The following is an 18,880-nucleotide window of genomic DNA, read 5'->3' on the forward strand; positions in this document are numbered from 1 at the left end:
AAGGGACCGGAGCAGTCGCACACGCCCGCCGATGGCCGGGCCGGCCATCGCCGCGGGCACCGGGCCGAGCCCCAACCTGTGGCGCGCGCAGTACGGGGACTGGACCAAGGAGGAGATGACTCCCTTGGAGGCCACGGCCTTCCTGCTCGCGGAGGGCATCAACCGCATCACCGACGACGACTTCGCCACCCGCCTGATCACCGATGCCCTGTCCGTCGCGGACGAGGACTGACGGGCCGCGGCCTCCCTGCTCAACTCGGGCCGCCGGGCCCCGACATGGCGTGGGCCGGGCCCCGGCCCGGCTCCGGGCAGGTGGCGCGCAGGGCGTCCAGCTTCTCCGCGTCGGTCGTCCCGACCGCCGCCGTGTACGTGACGATCCTGAGGTCGGTCCCGGCGGCCATCACGACATCGAGGTCGAGGTCGAGGTCTCCCACCCGGGGGTGCTCGATGGTCTTGCGGTCGCCGACATGGGTGCGGGCGGTGCCGTTGGACCAGAGGTGGGCGAAGCGTGAGCTGTCGCGCAGCATGCGGTCGACGAAGGCGGCGAGCCGCGCGTCATGGGGATGGGCGGCCGCCGTCACCCGCAGGTCGGCGACGAGGTCCTCCTCCTCGACCTCGTCGCCCGCCCAGGACCGGACCGGCCAGGCCCCGATCGGTTCCCGCCCTCGTACGCCGCTCGACCGGAACATGCCGGCCACGAGATTGTGCTCGTCCCAGCCGTACATACGGGGATCACCGATCGCCTCGGACCACATCCCGTTCCAGCTGACGAGGGTCCAGTCCGCGGCGAACACCGCGGTGGGGTTGCCCGCCAGCTGACCCACCAGCCGGTGCACCCTCGCGGGGACGTGCCGGGACACGTTCCCCGCCGGGGGCGGTGCGAGGTGGGCGCAGCGGAACAGGTGGTCGCGCTCGGACGGTTCGAGCCGTAGCGCCCTGGCCAGCGCGGTGACCACCTGGGCGGAGGGGTTCCGGGCGCGCCCCTGCTCCAGCCGGACCACGTAGTCGACCGACAGGCCGGCCAGCCGGGCCAGTTCCTCCCGGCGCAGCCCGGGGATGCGCCGGTCCCCGCCCGCCTCCAGCCCGCTGTCCTGCGGCGACACACGCTCGCGCCACCCCCGCAGAGCGATGCCGAAGTGGTTCGTCGTAGCCATGGAGCACATTGTCGTTCAAGCGGCGCGCGGTACACGGACGTTCAACCGCCGCACGGTGGAGTCTTTACTCGCCGCCGGTCCGTACTGTCGGCCCTCGCCGGGCTACGACGTCGCCCCGGCCGACACCGCCTCGCCGGACTTGTCGGCGTCGGCGCCGTCGGCCCACCGGGCCCGGATGAACGCGCCGGCGGCGTCGAGCGCGGCGGCGCCCTCGTCGAGCAGCGCGGCGAACGCCTGGAAGACGTGCGGGACTTCGGGCCAGACCTGCAGTTCGACGTGGACGTCGTGCTCGGCGGCACGCGCGGCCAGCCGTACGGCGTCGTCCAGAAGGATCTCGTACGAGCCGACCTGGATGAACAGGGGTGCCAGGCCGGTCAGTTCGGCGAAGAGGGGGCTGGCGTGCGGGGTGGTCGGATCGGTGTCGCCGAGATAGTCGCGGGCACGGGTGCGCAGGCCCTCCGGGGTCAGTGAGGCGTCGACCGCCGCTTTGCTCACCGCGCTGTCGCCGGACACGCTCAGGTCGGCCCACGGGGAGAAGACCGCGGCCGAGGAGGGCTGGGGCAGCCCCGCGTCCTTGACGGCGACCAACGTAGCGGCGACGAGACCGCCGCCCGCGGACTCACCGACGAAGGCGATGGAGGAACTGGGAATCCCGTCGTCGAGCAGCGCCCGGTACACCGCCAGGGCATCGTCGACCGCCGCGGGGAACGGGTGCTCCGGGGCCAGCCGGTAGTCGACGCAGACGGCGCGTGCACCGGTGCGCCGGGAGACCTCGGCGGCCAGACCCGCGGCGTCGGCCGCCGAGCCGATGGCGTACGCGCCGCCGTGCAGGTACAGCAGGACGGTCGCCGGGTCGTTCGCCGGCGTCTCGACGGTGACGACCGGTACGCCGCCCAGTTCGCCCGCCGTGGTCGAGACGTCGGGCGGCAACGGGATGGACGTCATCATGTCGTGGAAGAGGGCGCGCTGTTGGGCGACGTCCCCTCCGAGGTCGAGCGGGCCGTGCCGCAGCATCTCGTCGAGGGCCTGGCGCTGTTGCCGGGACATGGCTGTGCCTTTCGTGGTTCCGGTCGGTGCGGCGATGCGGTGGAGCTGTGGGTCAGCGCGGCGGGCCGACGATGATCTGGCCGTACATGTCGGCGGCCTCGGCCATGACGTCCCGCGAGATCTCGAAGCCCTCGGGGCGCGGGGTCGTGAGGTCACGTCCCGCGTGCCGGAACATGCCCTCGATGCCGCCGGGCGTGCAGATCATCAGCAGGTCGGCGGTGTCGGAGGTGATCCGGTAGCCGTGCGGCACGTTCCGCGGCAGGAAGACGATGCCGCCCTCCGACAACTCCATCTCCTCGTCGTCGCACCACAGCAGCGCACTCCCCTTGATCAGCATGAAGACCTCGTCCTCACGGGTGTGCTTGTGGTACGGCGGTGCCTCGCCCTTGGCGACGGAGAACCGTCCCACGGTCAACTGTCCGCCGGTGGCCGCGGCGTCGAGGAGTACGGCGAACTCGCCGCCGTCGAGCCATTCGAGTTTCTGCTGCTGCTCGGGCTGTGCGAGGTAGGCCATGGTCATGTGGCTGTCCGTTCTGCGCGCTCGGCTGTCTCCGGTCGGAGCCGTGCCCTGCCCCTCCGATGATCCTCTTCCTCACGCGCCGGCCGCCAGCCGTCCGGGTAGGACCAGCAGTACCACTCCCCCGGCCCGGCCCTCGGTGCCACGCGCGTCCGAGGCACCCCGCGCCTTGTGGCATTCTCTGCTGCCATGAATGTCTCGACTGATCAAGAACTGCCGTCCGAGGACGAGGACATGGAGATCCGGGCGGTCTCCGGCGAGCGACTCACGTTCTTCGGAGACGCGGTGGTCGCCATCGCGCTCACGTTGCTGGCTCTGGAACTTCCGGTACCGGAGGGATCGACCAACTCCGAGCTGTGGCACTCGGCCACGTCACACCGTGAGAGTTATCTGGCGTTCATGATCAGTTTCGTGGTGATCGCCGCGCACTGGCGCTCCCACCACCGGGTGTTCCGCTACGTCACGGCGGCCAACACCCGGTTGACGTCCCTGACCATGTACTGGCTGCTCACGCTGGTGATCACCCCGTTCGCGACCGACGTGATCGGCGGCCACGGAGCGTTCCAGGCGCGGTTCATCTTCTACGCCGTCGTGCAGTTCCTGTCCTGTCTCCTGTTCATACTGATGGTCCGTGAGGTCCCCCGCGACGGTCTCCAGCGCGTCGGCACCCCGCCCGAGCTTTTCGCCCGGGCCATCCGCCGCCTTGGCATGGTCGCACTGGGCTTCCTGATCTCGATCCCGGTCTCGCTCTTCACCCACTGGGCTTACGTCTGCTGGATCGTGGTGCCGGTCATCGACTCGGTCGTCGACGGGCGCAGGGGCCGTTCCGGGCAGCAGGGCGTGGAGGACTGAGCCGAGGGCTCGTCGACGACCGAAGCGTCCGAGGTCAGCCGGCGTCGACGTGTCATCAGCGCGCCGGAGTCGTCACCGGCCGGGTGAGAGGTCGTCGCCGGGTTACTACGACACCGGCTTTCCGGCGGCGCCCTCCGCCCTGGCGAGCCGCGCGGACAGGAACTCCCCGGCCCGGTCCAGCGCGACGGTCGCTTCGTCGAGGAGCGGCTGATAGGCCTGGAAGACGTGCGGGACCCTGGGTGTGATCTCCAGCGTGACCTCGACGTCCGCGGCGGCGGCCTGCTGGGCGAGGCGTACGGCGTCGTCGAGGAGGACCTCGTGGGTGCCGACCTGGATGATCAGGGGCGGCAGGCCGGACAGGTCCGCGAAGACGGGGCTGATCAGGCCGAGAGCGGCGTCCTGTCCCGCCGTGTAGTCGGTGACCCGGGGTTCGAGCAGCTCCCGGCTGAGCAGCGGGTCGGCGTCTCGCTTGGTGTCGATGCTCGTCCCGGCAAGGGTGAGGTCGGTGTACGGCGACATGACGTAGGCCGCGGCGGGCACGGGCAGGCCGCGATCACGGGCGTTGACCAGGGTGGCGATGACGAGTCCGCCGCCCGCGGACTCTCCGGCGAGGACGATGTCCGAGGGGGCGACGCCGTCGTGCAGGAGGGCTTCGTAGGCTGCGAGGGCGTCGTCCACCGCCGCCGGATACGGGTGCTCGGGGGCGAGCCGGTAGTCGACGGAGTAGACCTTGGCGCTGGTTCGGCGGCCGACCTGCGAGGCCAGGCCGGCGGCACTGGCGGCGTCGCCCAGAACGTAGACGCCGCCGTGGAAGTACAGGACGACGTGCCGGGGTTCGACTCCGTCGACCGTGATCGCGGCGACGGGGACACCGCCCAGCGTGGTCGACGTCATGGTCACATCGGGGGGCAACGGCTGCGCCGACGTCAACTCATGGAGCAGGCGCCGCTGTTCGCTGACATCACTGCCGACGGGAAGGGCCGACTGACGCAGGATCGCGTCGAGAGTGTCCTGCTGCTCGGTGCTCACGGAACGTTCTCCCTTCGGTGGGGGCCGGTTCGGTCGCACGATCGGCCGGACCGAGAGGTCGTGCGGGAGCCGGGGCCGGACTCTGCGTACTTCGAGGAGGTCGAGGCCGAGAGCCTCGACCTCGGCGAGGACGCCGTAGAGCGCCGCAGCGTCCGGCAGCAGCCCGGTGAGCACCGTTTCGGTGCCCTGCTGCTCGGGCGCGAACGCCGGGAACGCCGTCAGCAGAGTGGGGCCGAGGTGGCCGCAGACCCGGATCTGGTAGAGGAGGGGGTCATCACCCATGGCCTCATGGTCGTGGACGGCCAGGTGAATCCGCGTCACCGGAATCCGGTGATCGTACGGTCCTCAGCCGCGGCCGTTCGACAGGAGCCGCAGCTCACGGCCGCGCTGCACCGCCGAGGACCGGTCGCCGGCACCGAGCTTGGCGTAGATCCGTCGGATGTGGGTGTTGACGGTGTTGAGCGAGACCGACAGTTCGGTGGCGATCTCGGGGCGGGTGAGGTTCGTCGGCAGGTAGCGCAGGACGCGCAGCTCACTCGGGCTGAGGTTCTCGGCCGGTACCGAAGGCGGCCGGTCCGGTCCGCCGGGGGTGGTGCCACGGACGACGTCGAGGATGTCGGAGACCAGCGCGGCGTGCGACGTCCGCTGCGGCAGGGTCTCCAGCAACTCCCAGGCGCCGGTCATCAGGAAGGGCAGGATCATCCGGTCCGGCTCGGCGAGGTTCAGCGCCTGCTCTACGGCCGCTCCCATCGCGTGCCCGTTGCCGAGGTCGCCGCAGGCGAGCGCGTCCAGGAGATGGGCCTCGATCAGGGTGAGGACGGAGTTGACGGAGGCCGTGCCGTCGAGGACCGGCCGGAGTTCGTGGCGGGCGCCCGCGGGGTCCTGTTCGGCGAGGCGGATCACCGCGGCCGCGGTGATGATCTCGCCGGCGGCGGCCCGCCGGTCGTCGAGGGCGGCGAGGGTGGTCCGCGCCTGGTCGACCATGCCGAGGCGGGCCTGGGTGGCCACCGTCCAGCCGGTCACCCGGGACCACAGTCCGTGCTCGCCCCTCATGTGTGCCTGCACCTCATCGGCGGCGGTCAACTCGGCCAGGGCCTCGCGGAGTTGTCCACGCGCCGCCGGAAGCATCGCGGAGACCAGACGCACCAGCAGCCGGATTCCGGGCTCGCCCTCGGATCGCGTGGCGCGCCGTGCGCGGTCCAGCCACTGTTGCCCGTGCTCGAACTCGCCGGTGCAGATCAGCGTCCCGGCGAAGGACACCTGGGCGGGGACGATGACCGGCTCGGCGCCCCAGCCGTACCGGTCGGCCAGCGCCAGGGCCTGTTCGCAGCGGCGCCTGACCAGAGTGAGGGAACGGTTGCCGGAGGCGAATCCGAGGTGGGCGAGGCAGGCGACCTCCAGGTAGGGGCGGCCGATGTCGTGGGCGAGCGCGGCGCCCTCCAGAAGGTGCCGTTCGCTGTCGTCGAGCCGTAGCGACCAGGCCTCGGTGACGCCCAGGTTCAGCAGGGCGAGGGCTCGCAGGTCGCCGGCGATCGCGACCTCGGTGGTGGACTGGCCTGTGGTGGGGGACGGCAGTGCGTCGGCCTGCTCGAACACGGCGTCGAAGTGCCCGCGCAGCCGGGCCAGCAACAGGTCCAGGGACGCGATCGCCATCCGCAGCCGGTGCCGGCGGTCGGGTGGCGTCGTGTCGGCGTACGACCTGGCGATCTCAAGGTGTGCCTGGGCTTCGTCCAGGCGGTGCTGGTGCAGGTCGGCGTTGGCGTGCACGAGGGCCAGCTCCGGGCGTTCCTCGCCGGTGCGGGCGGGGAAGGCGTGCAACAGCGCGACCACGGTTCCGGCCTGTCCGTCCAGGGTGAGGCTGACGGTGTGATCGGCGAGCAGGTGCGCCGCCTCGGCCCAGTCGCCGGCGGCTTGCAGGTGCCGGACGGCATCGGCGGCCTGGGCGTGTTCGGCGAACCAGCGCGCGGCCAGCCGGTGCAGTTCGGGGATGTTCCCGGGGAGCGTGCGGCGCAGTTCCAGCCGGAGCAGGTCGCCGAACATGTGGTGGTAGCGGAACCAGGTCCGGCCGGGATCGAGCGCCACGACGAACGCGTTGGCGTCCTCCAGGTCCAGCAGGATGCGTTCCGAATCGGTCGCGCCCGTGAGCAGATCCGCCAGCTCGCCGTTGACCCGGTCCAGCAGCGAAGTGCGCAGCAACAGCCGCTGTACGTGCGGCGGTTGCCGCTCCAGCATCTCGGCCAGCAGGTACTCGGCGACCGTACGGTGGCTGCCGGAGAATTCGGCGACGAACCGTTCGGGATCCGGGTGTCCGGCCAGGGAGAGCACGGCGAGCCGCAGCCCGGCCGCCCAGCCCTCGGTGCGCTGGTGCAGCAGGCCGGACACGTGGTCGGGCAGCACGATCTTGGTGGCGGCCAGGAGTTCGCGGGTCTCGGCCTCGGTGAAGCGGAGCTGGGCGGCACGGATCTCGGTCAGTTCACCGGCCAGCCGCAGCTTGTGCAGGCGCAGCGACGGGTCACGGCGGGTGGCCACGATCGCGTGGACGCCCTGCGGAAGGCTGGTCAGCAGTGTCCCCAACTGCTGGACGGCCGCGGCGGATCCGAGTTCGTGCAGGTCGTCGACGACCAGGAAGAAGGGCTTCCGGGACGCCCTGATCTCGGACAGCACCTTGTCCATGACGGCACCGCCGTCGGAGCCGGGAGTCACGGCCGACGGCTCCGCGGCGCCCTCGCCGCCGGCCGCGGCACGGACCGCGTCCAGCAGAGCGAGCCAGAACAACTGCGCGTCCTGCTGGCTCGACCGTACGGACATGAAGGCGATACGGCGGTCCTGGTCCGGCCGGTCGGCCCAGGTGCGCAGCAGCGACGTCTTTCCGCTGCCGGCGGGCGCGGAGACCAGCGTCACCTGCTTCTCGGCCGCACGGTCCAGGGCGGCGACCAGGTCGCGACGGTCGATGAGCCCGGGTCGCCCGGGGCCCGCTGTACGGCCCGAACCCGCTGTGGCCCGGAGCTCGGGGGTCGCGCGATGTCCTTCAGCCACGCGGTCAGCGTAGCCGATACGCATCACGGCATCCCGGCGATGATCTGGCACTTTCACGGCGGTGATCCTGGGCATGTACTGAGGGGCGTATCAAGGTCGTCCACCGTGTGAAGGGGGCGCGGCTTCGCCCGGCCTCAGCGTCCTCGCCGCCGCCGTTCGCGCGATTCACTGACGCTCATTACTGGTGGCGGCGCACAAACACGGTCGCATAGCCTCGCGGACATGTCAGATGTGTTTGCGGACGTCCGTCTGCTCGGCCCGCCGGAGACCGACGGCGAGTACATCGCGGTGGGCGAGCACGAGTTGGTGCACCTGCACGAGTACACGCGGATCTACGCCGTGCCCGGCCTCTACGAGCATGTCGTCCAGGAACGGCTCCAGTGCCGATCACCCCAGGTCGCGGCAGCGGGCTTCCTGCGCGCGGCCACGCGCCTCGGGCTGGAGCCGGGCTCGATGACGGTCCTCGATGTCGGCGCCGGCACGGGACTGGTCGGCGAACTCGTGCGTGACGGGGGCGTAGCGCAGGTCGTCGGGGTCGACGCGCTGCCGGAGGCGCGCGTGGCGAGTGTGCGCGACCGGCCGGGCGTCTACGCCGACTACGTGATCGGCGACTTCCTGCACCCCGACGCACTCCGTGAGGCGCTACGCCCGTACGCGCTCGGCGGGTTGGTGTCGGCAGGGGCGTTCGGCGGCACGCACGCCACACCGCGGGCGCTCGACAACGCGCTCGCGCTCCTGCCACCCGGCGCTCCCGTGGCCTTCACGATCGACGAGCGGTGGATGGACGAATCGGATCCGGACGGGTTCGGCGCCGCGGTCGAGCGGCTGGTGGCCGGCGGACGTCTCGCGGTGCTGGAACGAACCCGGTTCCAGCACCGCGTGACGACGACCGGCGAGCCGATCTTCTACCAGCTCGTCGTGGGCGAGACGGGCGAGACCGGGTGAGGTGAACGACCCTACTGGCATGGCGAGTTGGCAACACGTCCTTCTCGGACGTGCCGGGCCGTGTCGGTCACCGGACCTTCATGCCGCCGTCGACGACGAGGTCGACGCCGGTCACGTACGCGCTCTCGTCGGATGCCAAGAACAGAGCCGCGTTCGCCACGTCCTCGGGCCGGCCCACTCTGCCCAGGAGGGTCCGGCCGAGCATCTGGCGGGAGAAGTCGTCGTTCTCCAACTGCTCACGGGTGGCGTGGCTTTCGATCAGGCCGGGCGAGATCGAGTTGACGCGGATCTCGAACTCGCCTCCCTCCATGGCCAGTTGGCGGGTCATACCGATGATCGCGGCCTTGTTCGTCGTATGGGACAGGGACGGGAAGCCCTTGAAGCCGAGGGATCCGTTCAGGGACGCCATGTTCACCACCACGCCCTGGCTGGCCCTCAGTTGGGGCCATGCGGCCCGGGTGAGGTAGAAGACCAGGTCGACCTCGTCGCGGCGCGCGCCGTCCCAGTCCTCGTCGGTGACGTCTTCGAGCCAGTTGAAGTGGGCCCTGGCGGCGAGGTTGAACAGGACGTCGATCCGGCCGAACCGCTCCACCGCGAAGTCGACGAGCCTGGCGGATTCGGCGGGATCATCGAGTCGGCACGGATGCAGCGACACCATCTCGCCGCCCTTGGCGCGCACCAGCTCGGCGGTCTCTTGTGCCGCCTCGACCGTCACGTCGCACCCGACGACCCGGGCACCTTCCCGGGCGAACGCCAGCGCGGTGGCACGCCCCGTGCTCCCGCCCGTGCCGGTGACGAGACAGACTTTCCGGCCGGCCGGCCCGGCATCTCAGTACCCCTTCTGGTGTGTTGCGCTGTGATCAGGCATGAACCTGCGACCCCTGGCCGAGGTCGAGGCGGAGCGATTCGAGGATGATGAACGTCGTGCTGGCCGTGTAGACGTCGGCGGCGGCGAGGACGCCGGTGTACTTCTTGATGACCGGGTCGGCGGCGTAGGCGACCTGGGCCGCCTGGTACTCCTTGACCGCGGCCCAGGAGTTGTCCCCGTACTTGGCGAAGTACGGTGTGGGGTCCACCGCCGTCAGCGCCTTCTTGACGTTGTCGACGATGTCGGTCACGTACTGCTGGTAGACCACCATGTCCTGGCGGGTGCCGAGCCGGCCCATGTGGCCGCCGATGTAGTGCTTCCACGGATACGTCATGGCCGTGGCCGGGGCGGCTATGGAGGCGGGGACGTCCTCGTTCAGGTTGAAGCTGTCGAAGGGGACCCAGCCGGGCAGGTTGACGTCGACCAGCATGAGCGTGTCGTGGTCCGGCAGGTGGATGTAGATGTTGTCGGGCGAGTGGTTGGTGCCGTGCCACGCCAGGTCGATGCGCTCACCGCCCACGCGCAGTGTGTAGCGGTTCTCGAACGTCACGTCGGGCAGCGGCCGGGTCGGGTCGTTGTCGCGCGCCAGGAGCCGCCTGTTCTCGGCGTGGCCGATCCGCACCACGTGCCGGCCGAACAACGACGATGCGCCGAGATGGTCGGCGTGGTGGTGGGAGTAGATCAGGTGGGTCACTCTGTTGGAGACCCCGTTGGCGGCGGCGATCTCGTCGATCGCACGCTGGAGGTTGTGCCCGATGGTCGGAGGCGCGTCGAACAGCACGACGCCCTCACGGGTCGTCAGGAACGCCGCCTGGTACGTGCCGTCGGTCACCCAGTACAGATTCCGCTCGACCCGACCGACGTAGTAGCCCTGCGAGTTGACGGCGGGACCGAGGGCGGACCGCGGGATCGGCGCGTAGTCGGGCAGCGTGGAAGTGGCGGCGGACGCCTGGCCGGCGAGTACGCCGTCGGCGAGCGCGGCGACCGTGGGAACGGCCGCCAGCACCGCGCTTCGGGCGAGGAACGAGCGGCGGTTCGTCGATGACATGGTGGTTCCCTTCTGGCGGGGGTGACGTGCATGGGGGGTGTACGGGAGGGGATAGGGCGTACAGGGTGTGGGACCTGTCCGGGCTACGCGCCGTAGGCCGGCACGATCGCTCCGCTGATGTCCGCGGCGAGGTCGCCGACGAGGAAGGCGATGATGTTCGCGATCGTCTCCGGCGGTACGGCATGTGCCAGCGCCTCCGGAGGGAACACCGCCCGGTTCCTGGCCGTGTCGAGGAGTTGCGGCGCCACCGCGTTCACGCGGATGCCGTGCGGGCGCAGCTCCAGGTCGAGAATGCGGACGAGGTGGTTGAGCGCCGCCTTGCCGAGGCTGTAGGCGGCCATGCCGGCGGTCGGCTCGCTCGCCGGCCGCGCGGACACGTGCACGATGGCGCCCCCGCCGCGTCGGCACATGTACGGCGTCACTGCCTGGCTCAGCCACAGCGCGGCGCCGAGGTTGACGTCCAGCATGAGCCGCAGGTCCTCGGGGGTCGCGGCGACCGCCTCTCCCGGCCGGAAGGCGCCGAGGGTGTTCACCAGCACCTCGGGAGGTCCGGACTCGGTGGCGATCCGGTCGATGACGTTCCTGGCCACCGCCGGGTCGGTCGCGTCGCCCACCTCCCGGCGGATGCCGTCGGGCAGTTGCTCCAGCGCCTTCTCCGTACGGTCGACCGCCGTCACGCTGAACCCCGCGTCCGCGAGTACCAGCGCCGTGGCAAGGCCCAGGCCACCGCCCGCGCCGACCACCACCGCCACACGCTCACTCATGAGACCGCCTCCTTGCCGGGCGTTGCCGAAGTCCCTTGCGGTTCATGTGCCATGACGATCTCCTTCTCCTTCCGACGTCGACCGTGGAGTGAGGCAGCGACCGCATGTGCCGTGCCGCGCACCCCAGGTTTGTCGTAGGGCAGGTGAACGGTCCTCACCGGATTCCGGTGATCTGTTGGAGGCAGGGCACGCCGGCGGAGGGGCGCGGAGAGGAGGGGAGGGGGCGTTGCGGGTGACCGTGTGCTTCCGTGAGCAACGCCGTTTCCGGGACACGGCTCGCGTACCGGCCGGTCCTTGTGGCACCGCGACGTAGCCGAATCCTCAGACCGTGTTTGAGATCTGCCGTACCCCGTTGCTGGAGTGGTCGTTGAGCATGCTGTGAGCGGTGCTAGGGCAGACGGCCATCCAGGTCGCCAAGCGGCTCGGCGCGGGGCGGGTTGTCGGCGCGGGCCGTGACCGGGCCCGGCTGGCGACCCTGCCGGGGATCGGCGCCGACGCGACCGTCGCGCTCACCGACGACGCCGAGGCCACCGCGGCGGCGCTGGCCGAGACGGCCGCCGAGGTCGACCTGGTCGTGGACTACCTCTGGGGCAGGCCCGCCGGTGACGCGATCATGGCGCTGCTGCGGGCCAGCGCCGACCGCGGCCGCGCGCTGAACTGGATCCAGATCGGCTCCATGGCCGGCCCGACCATCGAACTGCCCTCCGTGGCACTGCGTTCGGCGAACTTCCGGTAGCAGGACAACGGCCAGGGCGCCGTGTCCACCAGGGCGTATCTGGCCGAACTGCCGTCCCTCATCAAGGAGATCGGCGGCGGCGGCATCGCGGTCACCGCCAGGACGATGCCCCTGGCCGACGTCGGGACCGCGTGGACCGAGCCCGAGGTACCGGGGGCGTACGCACCGTACTGACGCCCTGAACCGCCGTGGTCAGCCGGGCAGTTGGAGAGTGAAGACCGTCTCGGTTCCGGGGGAGCTGGTGACGCTGAGGCTGCCGCCGTGGGCCTCGGTGAACCGGCGGGCGATGGAGAGGCCGAGGCCGCTGCCGCCGGTGTGCCGGTTGCGGGACTTCTCGGCGCGCCAGAACCGGTCGAAGACATGCGGCAGGTCCTCCGGGCCGATGCCGGAACCGGTGTCGCTGACCTGGATCAGGACGGTGTTCCCGGTCCGGCTGGACCGCACGGTGACACTGCCGCCGGGGGGAGTGTGGCGTACGGCGTTGGACACCAGGTTGCCGACGGCCTGGCGCAGCCGCATGGGGTCCGCGTACAGCTCGGTGTCACCGTCGGTGCGGACGTCCAGGGTGATGCGCGCGCTCTGGGCCTGGCCGCCGTGGGCGGTGGCGACGTGGTGCAGGAGGTCGCCCGCGTCCAGGAGCTCACGGTGCAGCTGGAGCGTGCCGGCCTCGGCCGCCGCCAGGTCCCGGAGGTCGTCGATGATGTGCTGGAGCAGCAGGGTCTCCTCCAGCAGCACCGAGGTCACGTCGTCGTCCGGGGTGAGCACACCGTCCTGGGTGGCTTCCAGCCAGCTGCGGATGGTGCTGAGCGGTGTCCGCAGTTCGTGGGCGATGTCGCTGACCATGGCCTTGCGCTGCGCTTCGGTGCGTTCCCGGTGCTCGGAGAGGTCGTTGAAGGCGGCGGTGAGGCGGCCGATCTCGTCGCCGGTGGTCACCGGGACGCGGAGCTGCGGGCGGCCCGGGTTCCGTACGGCGCTGGTGAGCGCGCGCAGCGGTCTGACCAGGCGGACGCCGATCACCACGGTCACGGTCATGGTGAGCACGAGGACGAGGGCGACGACCCCGATGATGCGGATGGTGTTGGCCTGCGACAGGTCGAAGCCCGGAACCGCCGATCCGGCCGGTTCACTGACGAACAGCTGTGCCGCCGGGGCGACGTAGGCGGCGAGCTGTTCCCGGCGGCTGGAGTTGACACAGTTCCGCGCGGCCGGGGTGTCGGCGTCGCCCGGCTTGTAGGAGAGCGTGAGGTCGAGTACCACGGCGGGCCGGCCCTGATGTGCCAGGCAGTTCCTGATCAGCTTGTTGAGGCTGTCGAGAGCCTTCAGCTCGCCCGGTGTCGTGAGTGCGAGCTGGAGCATGGATTCGCACTTGACCAGGGCATAGGCCTCCTTGGTGCCGTCGTCGGTCTCGATGCTGGGGTGACCGCTGAGCGAGACGGAGACCTTGGCGGGGAAGCCGAGCTTGCGGATACAGTCCCTGAGCGTGTTCGCGCTCCTGAGGAGATCCTGGCGCTGTGCGGCGGAAAGCCGGAACGGGCCGAGGACACGGGGGTCGATACGGTCGGCGCCGGCGTCGGGGAACAGCGCGGGGTCGACCTGGAGCGGGTCGATGACCGCGAACGCATGGTCGGGCAGCGGCGATGTGCCGGGCGCGGAGTCCGCGATCGTCCGGCGGCCGTGGTCCTGGGCGGTGAGGGTGATACGCCGGTTGGTCCGGTCGGCGAGCCGGCTGATCGTCCGTGTGACTCCGTCCCAACTCGGGTGGACGGCGGCGTAGTCGGTGAGCATCTTGTAGATGTCCGTGTCGTCGGAGAGGACCTGCCCCTGCTCCTGGCGGATCGCGCTGGTGGTGGTCCGTACCGCAAGCCAGGCGGTGGCGGTGATCGCGCAGAGGGCGACGAGAAGCGACGAAGCCAGCAGCCTGACCAGCAGACTCCTGCGCAGCGGCACCCTGGTCTCGGAGGTCTCGGACTGTGCGGGCTCAGTACGCACGGGGGTCCGCTTCCGGGTGGAACCCGGGGCCGTCAGCCATCTTGTAGCCGACCCCGAAGACGGTCAGCAGGAGGACCGGCCGCTTCGGGTCGGCTTCGAGCTTCTTGCGCAGGTTCAGGATGTGCACGTCGATGGTGCGCTCGGTGATGAAGCGGTCGGACCCGCGGGTCCGGGTCAGCAACTGCCGCCGGGTGAAGACCCGTTCGGGCTCGGCGGCCATGACCGCCAGGACCTCGAACTCCCCGGGGGTGCATTCCACCTGCCGCCCGCCGAGGTGGACGGTGTGCCGGACCGGATCCACCGAGAGGGCGCCGGCCCGCAGGACCGGGTCGGTCGGCCGGCGGTCGTCCGGGACGGCGGCGCCGCCGCCGGTACGCAGGCTGCGCCTCAGCAGGGTGCGGATACGGGCCATCAGCTCACGGGGGCTGTAGGGCTTGGTCATGTAGTCGTCGGCGCCGAGGTCGAGGCCGAGCAGCAGGTCCTCCTCGGTGGCGCGGGCGGTCAGCATCAGCACCGGGAGGCCGGACGACTCCCCCCGCAGAATGCGGCAGACGTCCAGGCCGTCGACCACCGGCATCATCACGTCGAGGACGAGCAGATCGGGCGGTCGGCGGCGGGCCTCGTCGATCGCGGCACGTCCGTCGTGCACCACAAGGGCGGTGTGGCCCTCGCGTTCCAGATAGCGCCGGATCACCGTGGCCTGTCTGACGTCGTCCTCGGCCACCAGGACATGTGCGCACATGCTGCCGACCATAGGGCGGGTCGCTGCGATTCAGACAGGTTTTTGATGGCAGCATGACAGGATCCTCATATCGCTCGGCCATGGTGGCCGCCATGCCGAACATCAATGACCGGCCAGGCCTTGGTGCTGTGGCCGCAGATGTGTCCCGGGTCCGTCCGGTAGCCGGTTCGTCCTCAATCGCCGCCGGACGGCCCCTGTGCCTTGTCCTCAATCGCCGCCGGACGGGCTGCAATCAGCCCGTCCGGCGATTGAGGACACAGCGCGGCCGAAGGCTGCGCAACCCGGCGGACCAATGCGGCCGCAGCACCAGGTCCCGATCCGTCGCGTTGGCCGCCCTCGGGGTGGTGGCGATTTCCGCGCTCACCGCGTGCGGTGGCGGATCCTCCGGTGCGGGCAAGGCCGGTGACACCGACGTGGCCTCGATCTCCAGCCCGGCCGCGAGCGCCGGATCGGCCGGTCCGAGCGCCGACCCCGACGCCGGCCGCCCCCAACTGCGCCTGGACGGCAGCGAGGAGGAACACCGGAAGCTCAACAACGCCTGGGTGTCCTGCCTTCAGGACCACGGAGTGAAGACGTACACGAAAGGCTCGGCGGGCGCCGAATGGATCTTCCCGGGCGTGAACGCTTCGGACTTTCCCGCATCGGCGAAGGTCTGCGCCTTGAAGCAACCACTTCAGCCTGTGGAGACGGACCCGAAGAAGAACCCGCATTACGCGGATGACTTCCGCGAATGGATCAGGTGCATGAACTCCAAGGGGCTCAAGGTTGTCGGGCTGCCCGACAACGCGGGCTGGAACTACGCCTCCAACAACCAGCCGGCCAATTCGGATGACATCGAGAGCAGTTGCCGGCTGGAGGCATTCCGTGCGAAGAAGTGAGCACGCTCAGGCCGACGAGCCGCCCGGCAGCGCGGCGCCGGGGAAAGCGCGGAAACGGGTCGTCATCGCGGTGGCCGCACTGCTCACGGCAGGCGTGGTGGGGGTCAGCCTGGCCGGGGTGAGGAGTGGTGGGAAGCCGTCGGGCGCCGCGGCGAGCGGTGCGCCCCGGGTGAGCACCGTCGCGGTGGTCAGGACCGACCTGTCCAGCACCCTTTCGCTGAACGGAACCCTGGGCTACGGCAGGACCGTATCGGTGAAGGGCGGCAAGGACGGCCTGGTCACCCAGCTGCCGGCGGTGGGGGCCAAGGTGTCCAGGGGCAGGTCCCTGTACCGGCTGGACGATCGTCCGGTGCCGGTGTTCTACGGGACCACACCGCTGTTCCGCCCCCTGGACACCAGGGGTCTCATGGGCAGGGACGTGAAGGTGGTCGCGGACAACCTCAGGGCGCTCGGCTACGACATCGGCGCCCAGCCGGCGTCGGGCAGTTGGGTCGCGCAGCGGCCGGAGCCGACGGGCGCCGCGAGTGCCTCGCCGTCCTCCTCCCCGTCGGCGTCCCCGTCCCCGTCCTACGTCCGGGTCAAGCCCGGTGAGGGGGTGCTCACCGCCTCCCTGATCGCGGCGGTGGGGCGGTGGCAGACCCAGGTCGGTATGCCCTCCACCGGGGTCCTCGGCGCCGGCGACGTGGCGGTGTTGCCGGGCGAGGTACGGGTCGGTGCCGTTCAGGCGCAGCCCGGCGACCCGGCCACCGGAACGCTGATGTCGGTCACCGGTACCGCCAAGTCGGTGTCGGTGCCGCTGGACGCGACCGACGTCGACTCGATCCAGCAGGGCGACAAGGCGACCGTGACGCTGCCCGACAACTCCGAGGCTCATGGCACAGTCTCGGCCATCAGCACGGATGCCCAGGCCGCCGACCAGGCAGGCGGTGACTCCGGCGGCACACCGCAGCTGGTGGTGACCGTCTCGCTGGACGGCACGGCGGCGCTGCGCCGCCTCAACTCCGCACCCGTACAAGTGCAGTTCACCGGGCAGACCAAGAAGGGCGTACTGGCCGTGCCGGTCGGCGCGCTGCTCGCGCTGAGCGGCGGCGGTTACGCGCTCCAGCTCCCCGGCGGCCGTCTGCTGGCCGTCGAGACGGGGATGTTCGCCAAGGGACTGGTGGAAGTGAGCGGCACCGGCATCACCGCGGGCACCAAGGTGGCAACGGCCTCATGACCGACCGCACACGTTCGGTACTCACCGTCCGCAACGCGAGCATGGCGTATCCGGGCGGGGTCAACGCGCTGGACGATGTCTCGCTGGCCATCGGGACCGGTGAACTGCTGGCCATCGTCGGACCTTCGGGGTCCGGCAAGTCCACTCTGCTGAACATCATGGGCACCCTGGACCGGCCGACGAGCGGCACCGTGGAGATCGGCGGCCGGGACGTTTCCTCGCTCTCCGACCGGCGGCTGTCCGCGCTGCGTGGCCGCTGGCTCGGCTTCGTCTTCCAGCAGTTCCATCTCACCGAGGGGCTGACCGCAGCCGAGAACGTCGCCACCGGCCTGCTCTACGCGGGTGTGCCGCGCGGCCGGCGCCGTCCGCTGGCGCTGGAGGCGCTGGCCCGGGTCGGCCTGGGCCACCGGGCCGGACACCTCTCGCACCAGCTCTCCGGCGGTGAACGCCAGCGCGTCGCCATCGCCCGGGCCCTGGTCAACAACCCCGCGCTGGTGCTCGCCGACGAGCCCACCGGCGCGCTGGACACCGCCAACGGACGGGCCGTCCTTGAACTGCTGACCGAGCTGAACGACGAGGGCACCACCATCGCGATCATCACCCACGACCGGGACATCGCCGAGCGGCTGCCCCGCCGGGTGGAGATCCTCGACGGGCGCCTCGTCGCCGACACGTATGAGGGGTCATGAACACCACCGTCACCGAGGCGAACAGCAGGCCGGTACGGCTGGCCCCGCTGGACCTTCTGGGGCTGGGGCTGCTCGGCATCCGTACCCGGAAGATGCGGGCCGCGCTGTCGGCCCTTGGCATCTCGATCGGCATCGCCACCATGATCGTCGTCACCGGGATCCCGGCCTCCAGCCAGAAGGCGCTGCTGAACGAGCTCTCGGCGATGGGCACCAACATGCTCCAGGCGCAGCCGGTCCCCAATCCGAACTCACCGGTGCTGCTCCCGCCGGAATCGGTGGACATGGTCCGCCGTATCGGTCCGGTCACCATGGCCAGTGCCGTCGCCAACACCCATGCCACCGTGCATCGTTCGGACCGTGTCGACCCCAGCGACTACGCCGGACTCACCATCCTGGCCAGCGAGGTCAACCTGCTCCCGGCCATCAACGCCGAGGTGCGGTCGGGCCGCTTCCTCAACGCCGCCACCGAGAGGTTCCCCACCGCGGTGCTCGGTTCGGTCGCCGCCACCCGGCTCGGCTTCGCGAAGCTGAACGACCGGGGACCCGCCCCGCAGATCTACATCAACGACCGCTGGTTCACGGTCATCGGCATCCTTGCCCGGACCCCGCTCTCCCCCGACATCGACCGCTCGGTACTCGTCGGATGGGACGCCGCCCGCGCCCAGTTGAAGTTCGACGGACACCCCACGGTGATCTACATCAAGGCCAGGGAATCCGCCATGGAGGCGGTCCGGGGCGTGCTGCCCGCCACGGTCTACCCACAACTGCCCGGCATGGTCCAGATCAGCCGCCCGTCCGACGCGCTGGCCGCGAAGCGCGCCACCCAGACCACCTTCTCCGCCCTCTTCCTGGGACTCGCCGGAGTCGCGCTGCTGGTCGGCGGTATCGGAGTGGCCAACACCATGGTCATCTCGGTCCTCGAACGCCGCCGTGAGATCGGCCTGCGCCGCGCGCTGGGCGCCAACCGGGGCCAGATCCGCGGCCAGTTCCTCACCGAGTCCGTCGTACTGTCCGCGCTCGGCGGCGTGGCCGGTACGGTCCTCGGCGTCCTGGCCACCGTCGGCTACGCCACCTACCAGCACTGGCCGCCGGTCGTCCCGCTCACCTCGGTGGCGGAAGGGTTCGGCGGCGCCGTACTCGTCGGCATGATCGCCGGTGTCTACCCGTCCATCAGGGCCGCCCGCCTCACCCCCACCGAGGCCCTCGCGTCAGCATGAACGGCATGGACGACATGGACGAAGGGCGTTGGGCCGTTGGACGGCCCAACGCCCGTTCGTATCCGCCGACTTATGGTAGGCGTTAACCTGGCAGGCGGTTTCGATCTCGGTGTATCTGTGTCTTTTAAAAAAAAGAAGCGGCCGAAGACAAAG

18 protein-coding genes and 1 pseudogene are annotated in these 18,880 nt (G+C 70.5%); 9 read left to right on the top strand and 10 right to left on the bottom strand.

Going from position 1 to position 18,880, the window contains the following annotated elements; translation table 11 throughout:
* Positions 1 to 25: 25 nt before the first annotated feature.
* Positions 26 to 232 (top strand): annotated as a pseudogene (locus ACFWP5_RS15155) (hypothetical protein); the annotation flags it as partial.
* Between the two features lie 19 nt (positions 233 to 251).
* Here ACFWP5_RS15155 and ACFWP5_RS15160 read toward each other — a convergent pair.
* From ACFWP5_RS15160 to ACFWP5_RS15170, 3 genes are all read right to left on the bottom strand, one after another.
* Positions 252 to 1,154 (bottom strand): helix-turn-helix transcriptional regulator, encoded by a 903-nt coding sequence (locus tag ACFWP5_RS15160; protein ID WP_384155291.1) that lies wholly within the window; start codon positions 1,152 to 1,154, stop codon positions 252 to 254.
* Positions 1,155 to 1,256: 102 nt separating this feature from the next.
* On the bottom strand, positions 1,257 to 2,201 hold the full coding sequence (locus tag ACFWP5_RS15165; protein WP_384155293.1) for an alpha/beta hydrolase: 945 nt from the start codon (positions 2,199 to 2,201) through the stop codon (positions 1,257 to 1,259).
* A 52-nt stretch (positions 2,202 to 2,253) separates the two neighbouring features.
* Entirely contained in the window at positions 2,254 to 2,721 is a 468-nt protein-coding gene (locus ACFWP5_RS15170) for a cupin domain-containing protein (RefSeq protein ID WP_384155296.1), read from the bottom strand.
* A 186-nt stretch (positions 2,722 to 2,907) separates the two neighbouring features.
* On the opposite strand from ACFWP5_RS15170, the gene ACFWP5_RS15175 reads away from it, so the two are divergent.
* Complete coding sequence (locus ACFWP5_RS15175) at positions 2,908 to 3,570, top strand: TMEM175 family protein (RefSeq protein ID WP_384155299.1); 663 nt, start codon at positions 2,908 to 2,910, stop codon at positions 3,568 to 3,570.
* A 105-nt stretch (positions 3,571 to 3,675) separates the two neighbouring features.
* Here the strand turns inward: ACFWP5_RS15175 and ACFWP5_RS15180 are convergent, their stop codons facing one another.
* Both ACFWP5_RS15180 and ACFWP5_RS15185 read right to left on the bottom strand, forming a co-directional pair.
* Entirely contained in the window at positions 3,676 to 4,881 is a 1,206-nt protein-coding gene (locus tag ACFWP5_RS15180) for an alpha/beta hydrolase (protein WP_384155302.1), read from the bottom strand.
* A gap of 63 nt (positions 4,882 to 4,944) precedes the next feature.
* Complete coding sequence (locus ACFWP5_RS15185; RefSeq protein ID WP_384155304.1) at positions 4,945 to 7,635, bottom strand: LuxR C-terminal-related transcriptional regulator; 2,691 nt, start codon at positions 7,633 to 7,635, stop codon at positions 4,945 to 4,947.
* Between the two features lie 222 nt (positions 7,636 to 7,857).
* On the opposite strand from ACFWP5_RS15185, the gene ACFWP5_RS15190 reads away from it, so the two are divergent.
* Entirely contained in the window at positions 7,858 to 8,580 is a 723-nt protein-coding gene (locus ACFWP5_RS15190) for a hypothetical protein (protein WP_384155307.1), read from the top strand.
* 67 nt (positions 8,581 to 8,647) lie between these two features.
* On the opposite strand, the gene ACFWP5_RS15195 is transcribed toward ACFWP5_RS15190, so the two are convergent.
* The 3 genes from ACFWP5_RS15195 to ACFWP5_RS15205 all read right to left on the bottom strand — a co-directional run bounded on the left by ACFWP5_RS15195 (position 8,648) and on the right by ACFWP5_RS15205 (position 11,260).
* On the bottom strand, positions 8,648 to 9,337 hold the full coding sequence (locus ACFWP5_RS15195) for an SDR family NAD(P)-dependent oxidoreductase (protein WP_384155346.1): 690 nt from the start codon (positions 9,335 to 9,337) through the stop codon (positions 8,648 to 8,650).
* Positions 9,338 to 9,440: 103 nt separating this feature from the next.
* The gene (locus ACFWP5_RS15200) at positions 9,441 to 10,496 is read right to left on the bottom strand and encodes an MBL fold metallo-hydrolase (RefSeq protein WP_384155310.1); all 1,056 of its coding nucleotides are present in this window, start codon (positions 10,494 to 10,496) and stop codon (positions 9,441 to 9,443) included.
* A gap of 83 nt (positions 10,497 to 10,579) precedes the next feature.
* Positions 10,580 to 11,260, bottom strand: a complete 681-nt coding sequence (locus tag ACFWP5_RS15205) for an SDR family NAD(P)-dependent oxidoreductase (RefSeq protein WP_384155313.1) — start codon at positions 11,258 to 11,260, stop codon at positions 10,580 to 10,582.
* Between the two features lie 385 nt (positions 11,261 to 11,645).
* Between ACFWP5_RS15205 and ACFWP5_RS15210 the strand changes: the two genes are divergently transcribed.
* Complete coding sequence (locus ACFWP5_RS15210) at positions 11,646 to 11,996, top strand: zinc-binding dehydrogenase (RefSeq protein ID WP_384155316.1); 351 nt, start codon at positions 11,646 to 11,648, stop codon at positions 11,994 to 11,996.
* Between the two features lie 21 nt (positions 11,997 to 12,017).
* Positions 12,018 to 12,170, top strand: coding sequence for a hypothetical protein (locus ACFWP5_RS15215; RefSeq protein WP_384155319.1), 153 nt, complete (start codon positions 12,018 to 12,020; stop codon positions 12,168 to 12,170).
* Between the two features lie 18 nt (positions 12,171 to 12,188).
* Here the strand turns inward: ACFWP5_RS15215 and ACFWP5_RS15220 are convergent, their stop codons facing one another.
* Both ACFWP5_RS15220 and ACFWP5_RS15225 read right to left on the bottom strand, forming a co-directional pair.
* Positions 12,189 to 13,985 (bottom strand): sensor histidine kinase, encoded by a 1,797-nt coding sequence (locus ACFWP5_RS15220; RefSeq protein ID WP_384155322.1) that lies wholly within the window; start codon positions 13,983 to 13,985, stop codon positions 12,189 to 12,191.
* Positions 13,975 to 14,727 carry a response regulator transcription factor gene (locus tag ACFWP5_RS15225; RefSeq protein WP_384155325.1) on the bottom strand — a complete coding sequence of 251 codons (753 nt, stop codon included), beginning with the start codon at positions 14,725 to 14,727 and terminating at the stop codon, positions 13,975 to 13,977. The genes ACFWP5_RS15220 and ACFWP5_RS15225 overlap by 11 nt, the downstream gene beginning before the upstream one ends.
* 344 nt (positions 14,728 to 15,071) lie before the next feature.
* Between ACFWP5_RS15225 and ACFWP5_RS15230 the strand changes: the two genes are divergently transcribed.
* Genes ACFWP5_RS15230 through ACFWP5_RS15245 form a run of 4 tightly spaced genes read left to right on the top strand, consistent with a single transcriptional unit; the run spans position 15,072 to position 18,727 of the window.
* Positions 15,072 to 15,605 carry a hypothetical protein gene (locus ACFWP5_RS15230; RefSeq protein ID WP_384155328.1) on the top strand — a complete coding sequence of 178 codons (534 nt, stop codon included), beginning with the start codon at positions 15,072 to 15,074 and terminating at the stop codon, positions 15,603 to 15,605.
* Complete coding sequence (locus ACFWP5_RS15235; RefSeq protein WP_384155331.1) at positions 15,592 to 16,821, top strand: hypothetical protein; 1,230 nt, start codon at positions 15,592 to 15,594, stop codon at positions 16,819 to 16,821. Before ACFWP5_RS15230 ends, ACFWP5_RS15235 begins: the two co-directional genes overlap by 14 nt.
* Positions 16,818 to 17,510 carry an ABC transporter ATP-binding protein gene (locus ACFWP5_RS15240; RefSeq protein ID WP_384155334.1) on the top strand — a complete coding sequence of 231 codons (693 nt, stop codon included), beginning with the start codon at positions 16,818 to 16,820 and terminating at the stop codon, positions 17,508 to 17,510. Before ACFWP5_RS15235 ends, ACFWP5_RS15240 begins: the two co-directional genes overlap by 4 nt.
* Positions 17,507 to 18,727, top strand: coding sequence for an ABC transporter permease (locus tag ACFWP5_RS15245; RefSeq protein WP_384155337.1), 1,221 nt, complete (start codon positions 17,507 to 17,509; stop codon positions 18,725 to 18,727). The genes ACFWP5_RS15240 and ACFWP5_RS15245 overlap by 4 nt, the downstream gene beginning before the upstream one ends.
* The last annotated feature ends 153 nt before the right edge of the window (positions 18,728 to 18,880 follow it).

It is taken from the genome of Streptomyces sp. NPDC058469 (genome assembly GCF_042721125.1).
GTDB lineage: Bacteria > Actinomycetota > Actinomycetes > Streptomycetales > Streptomycetaceae > Streptomyces.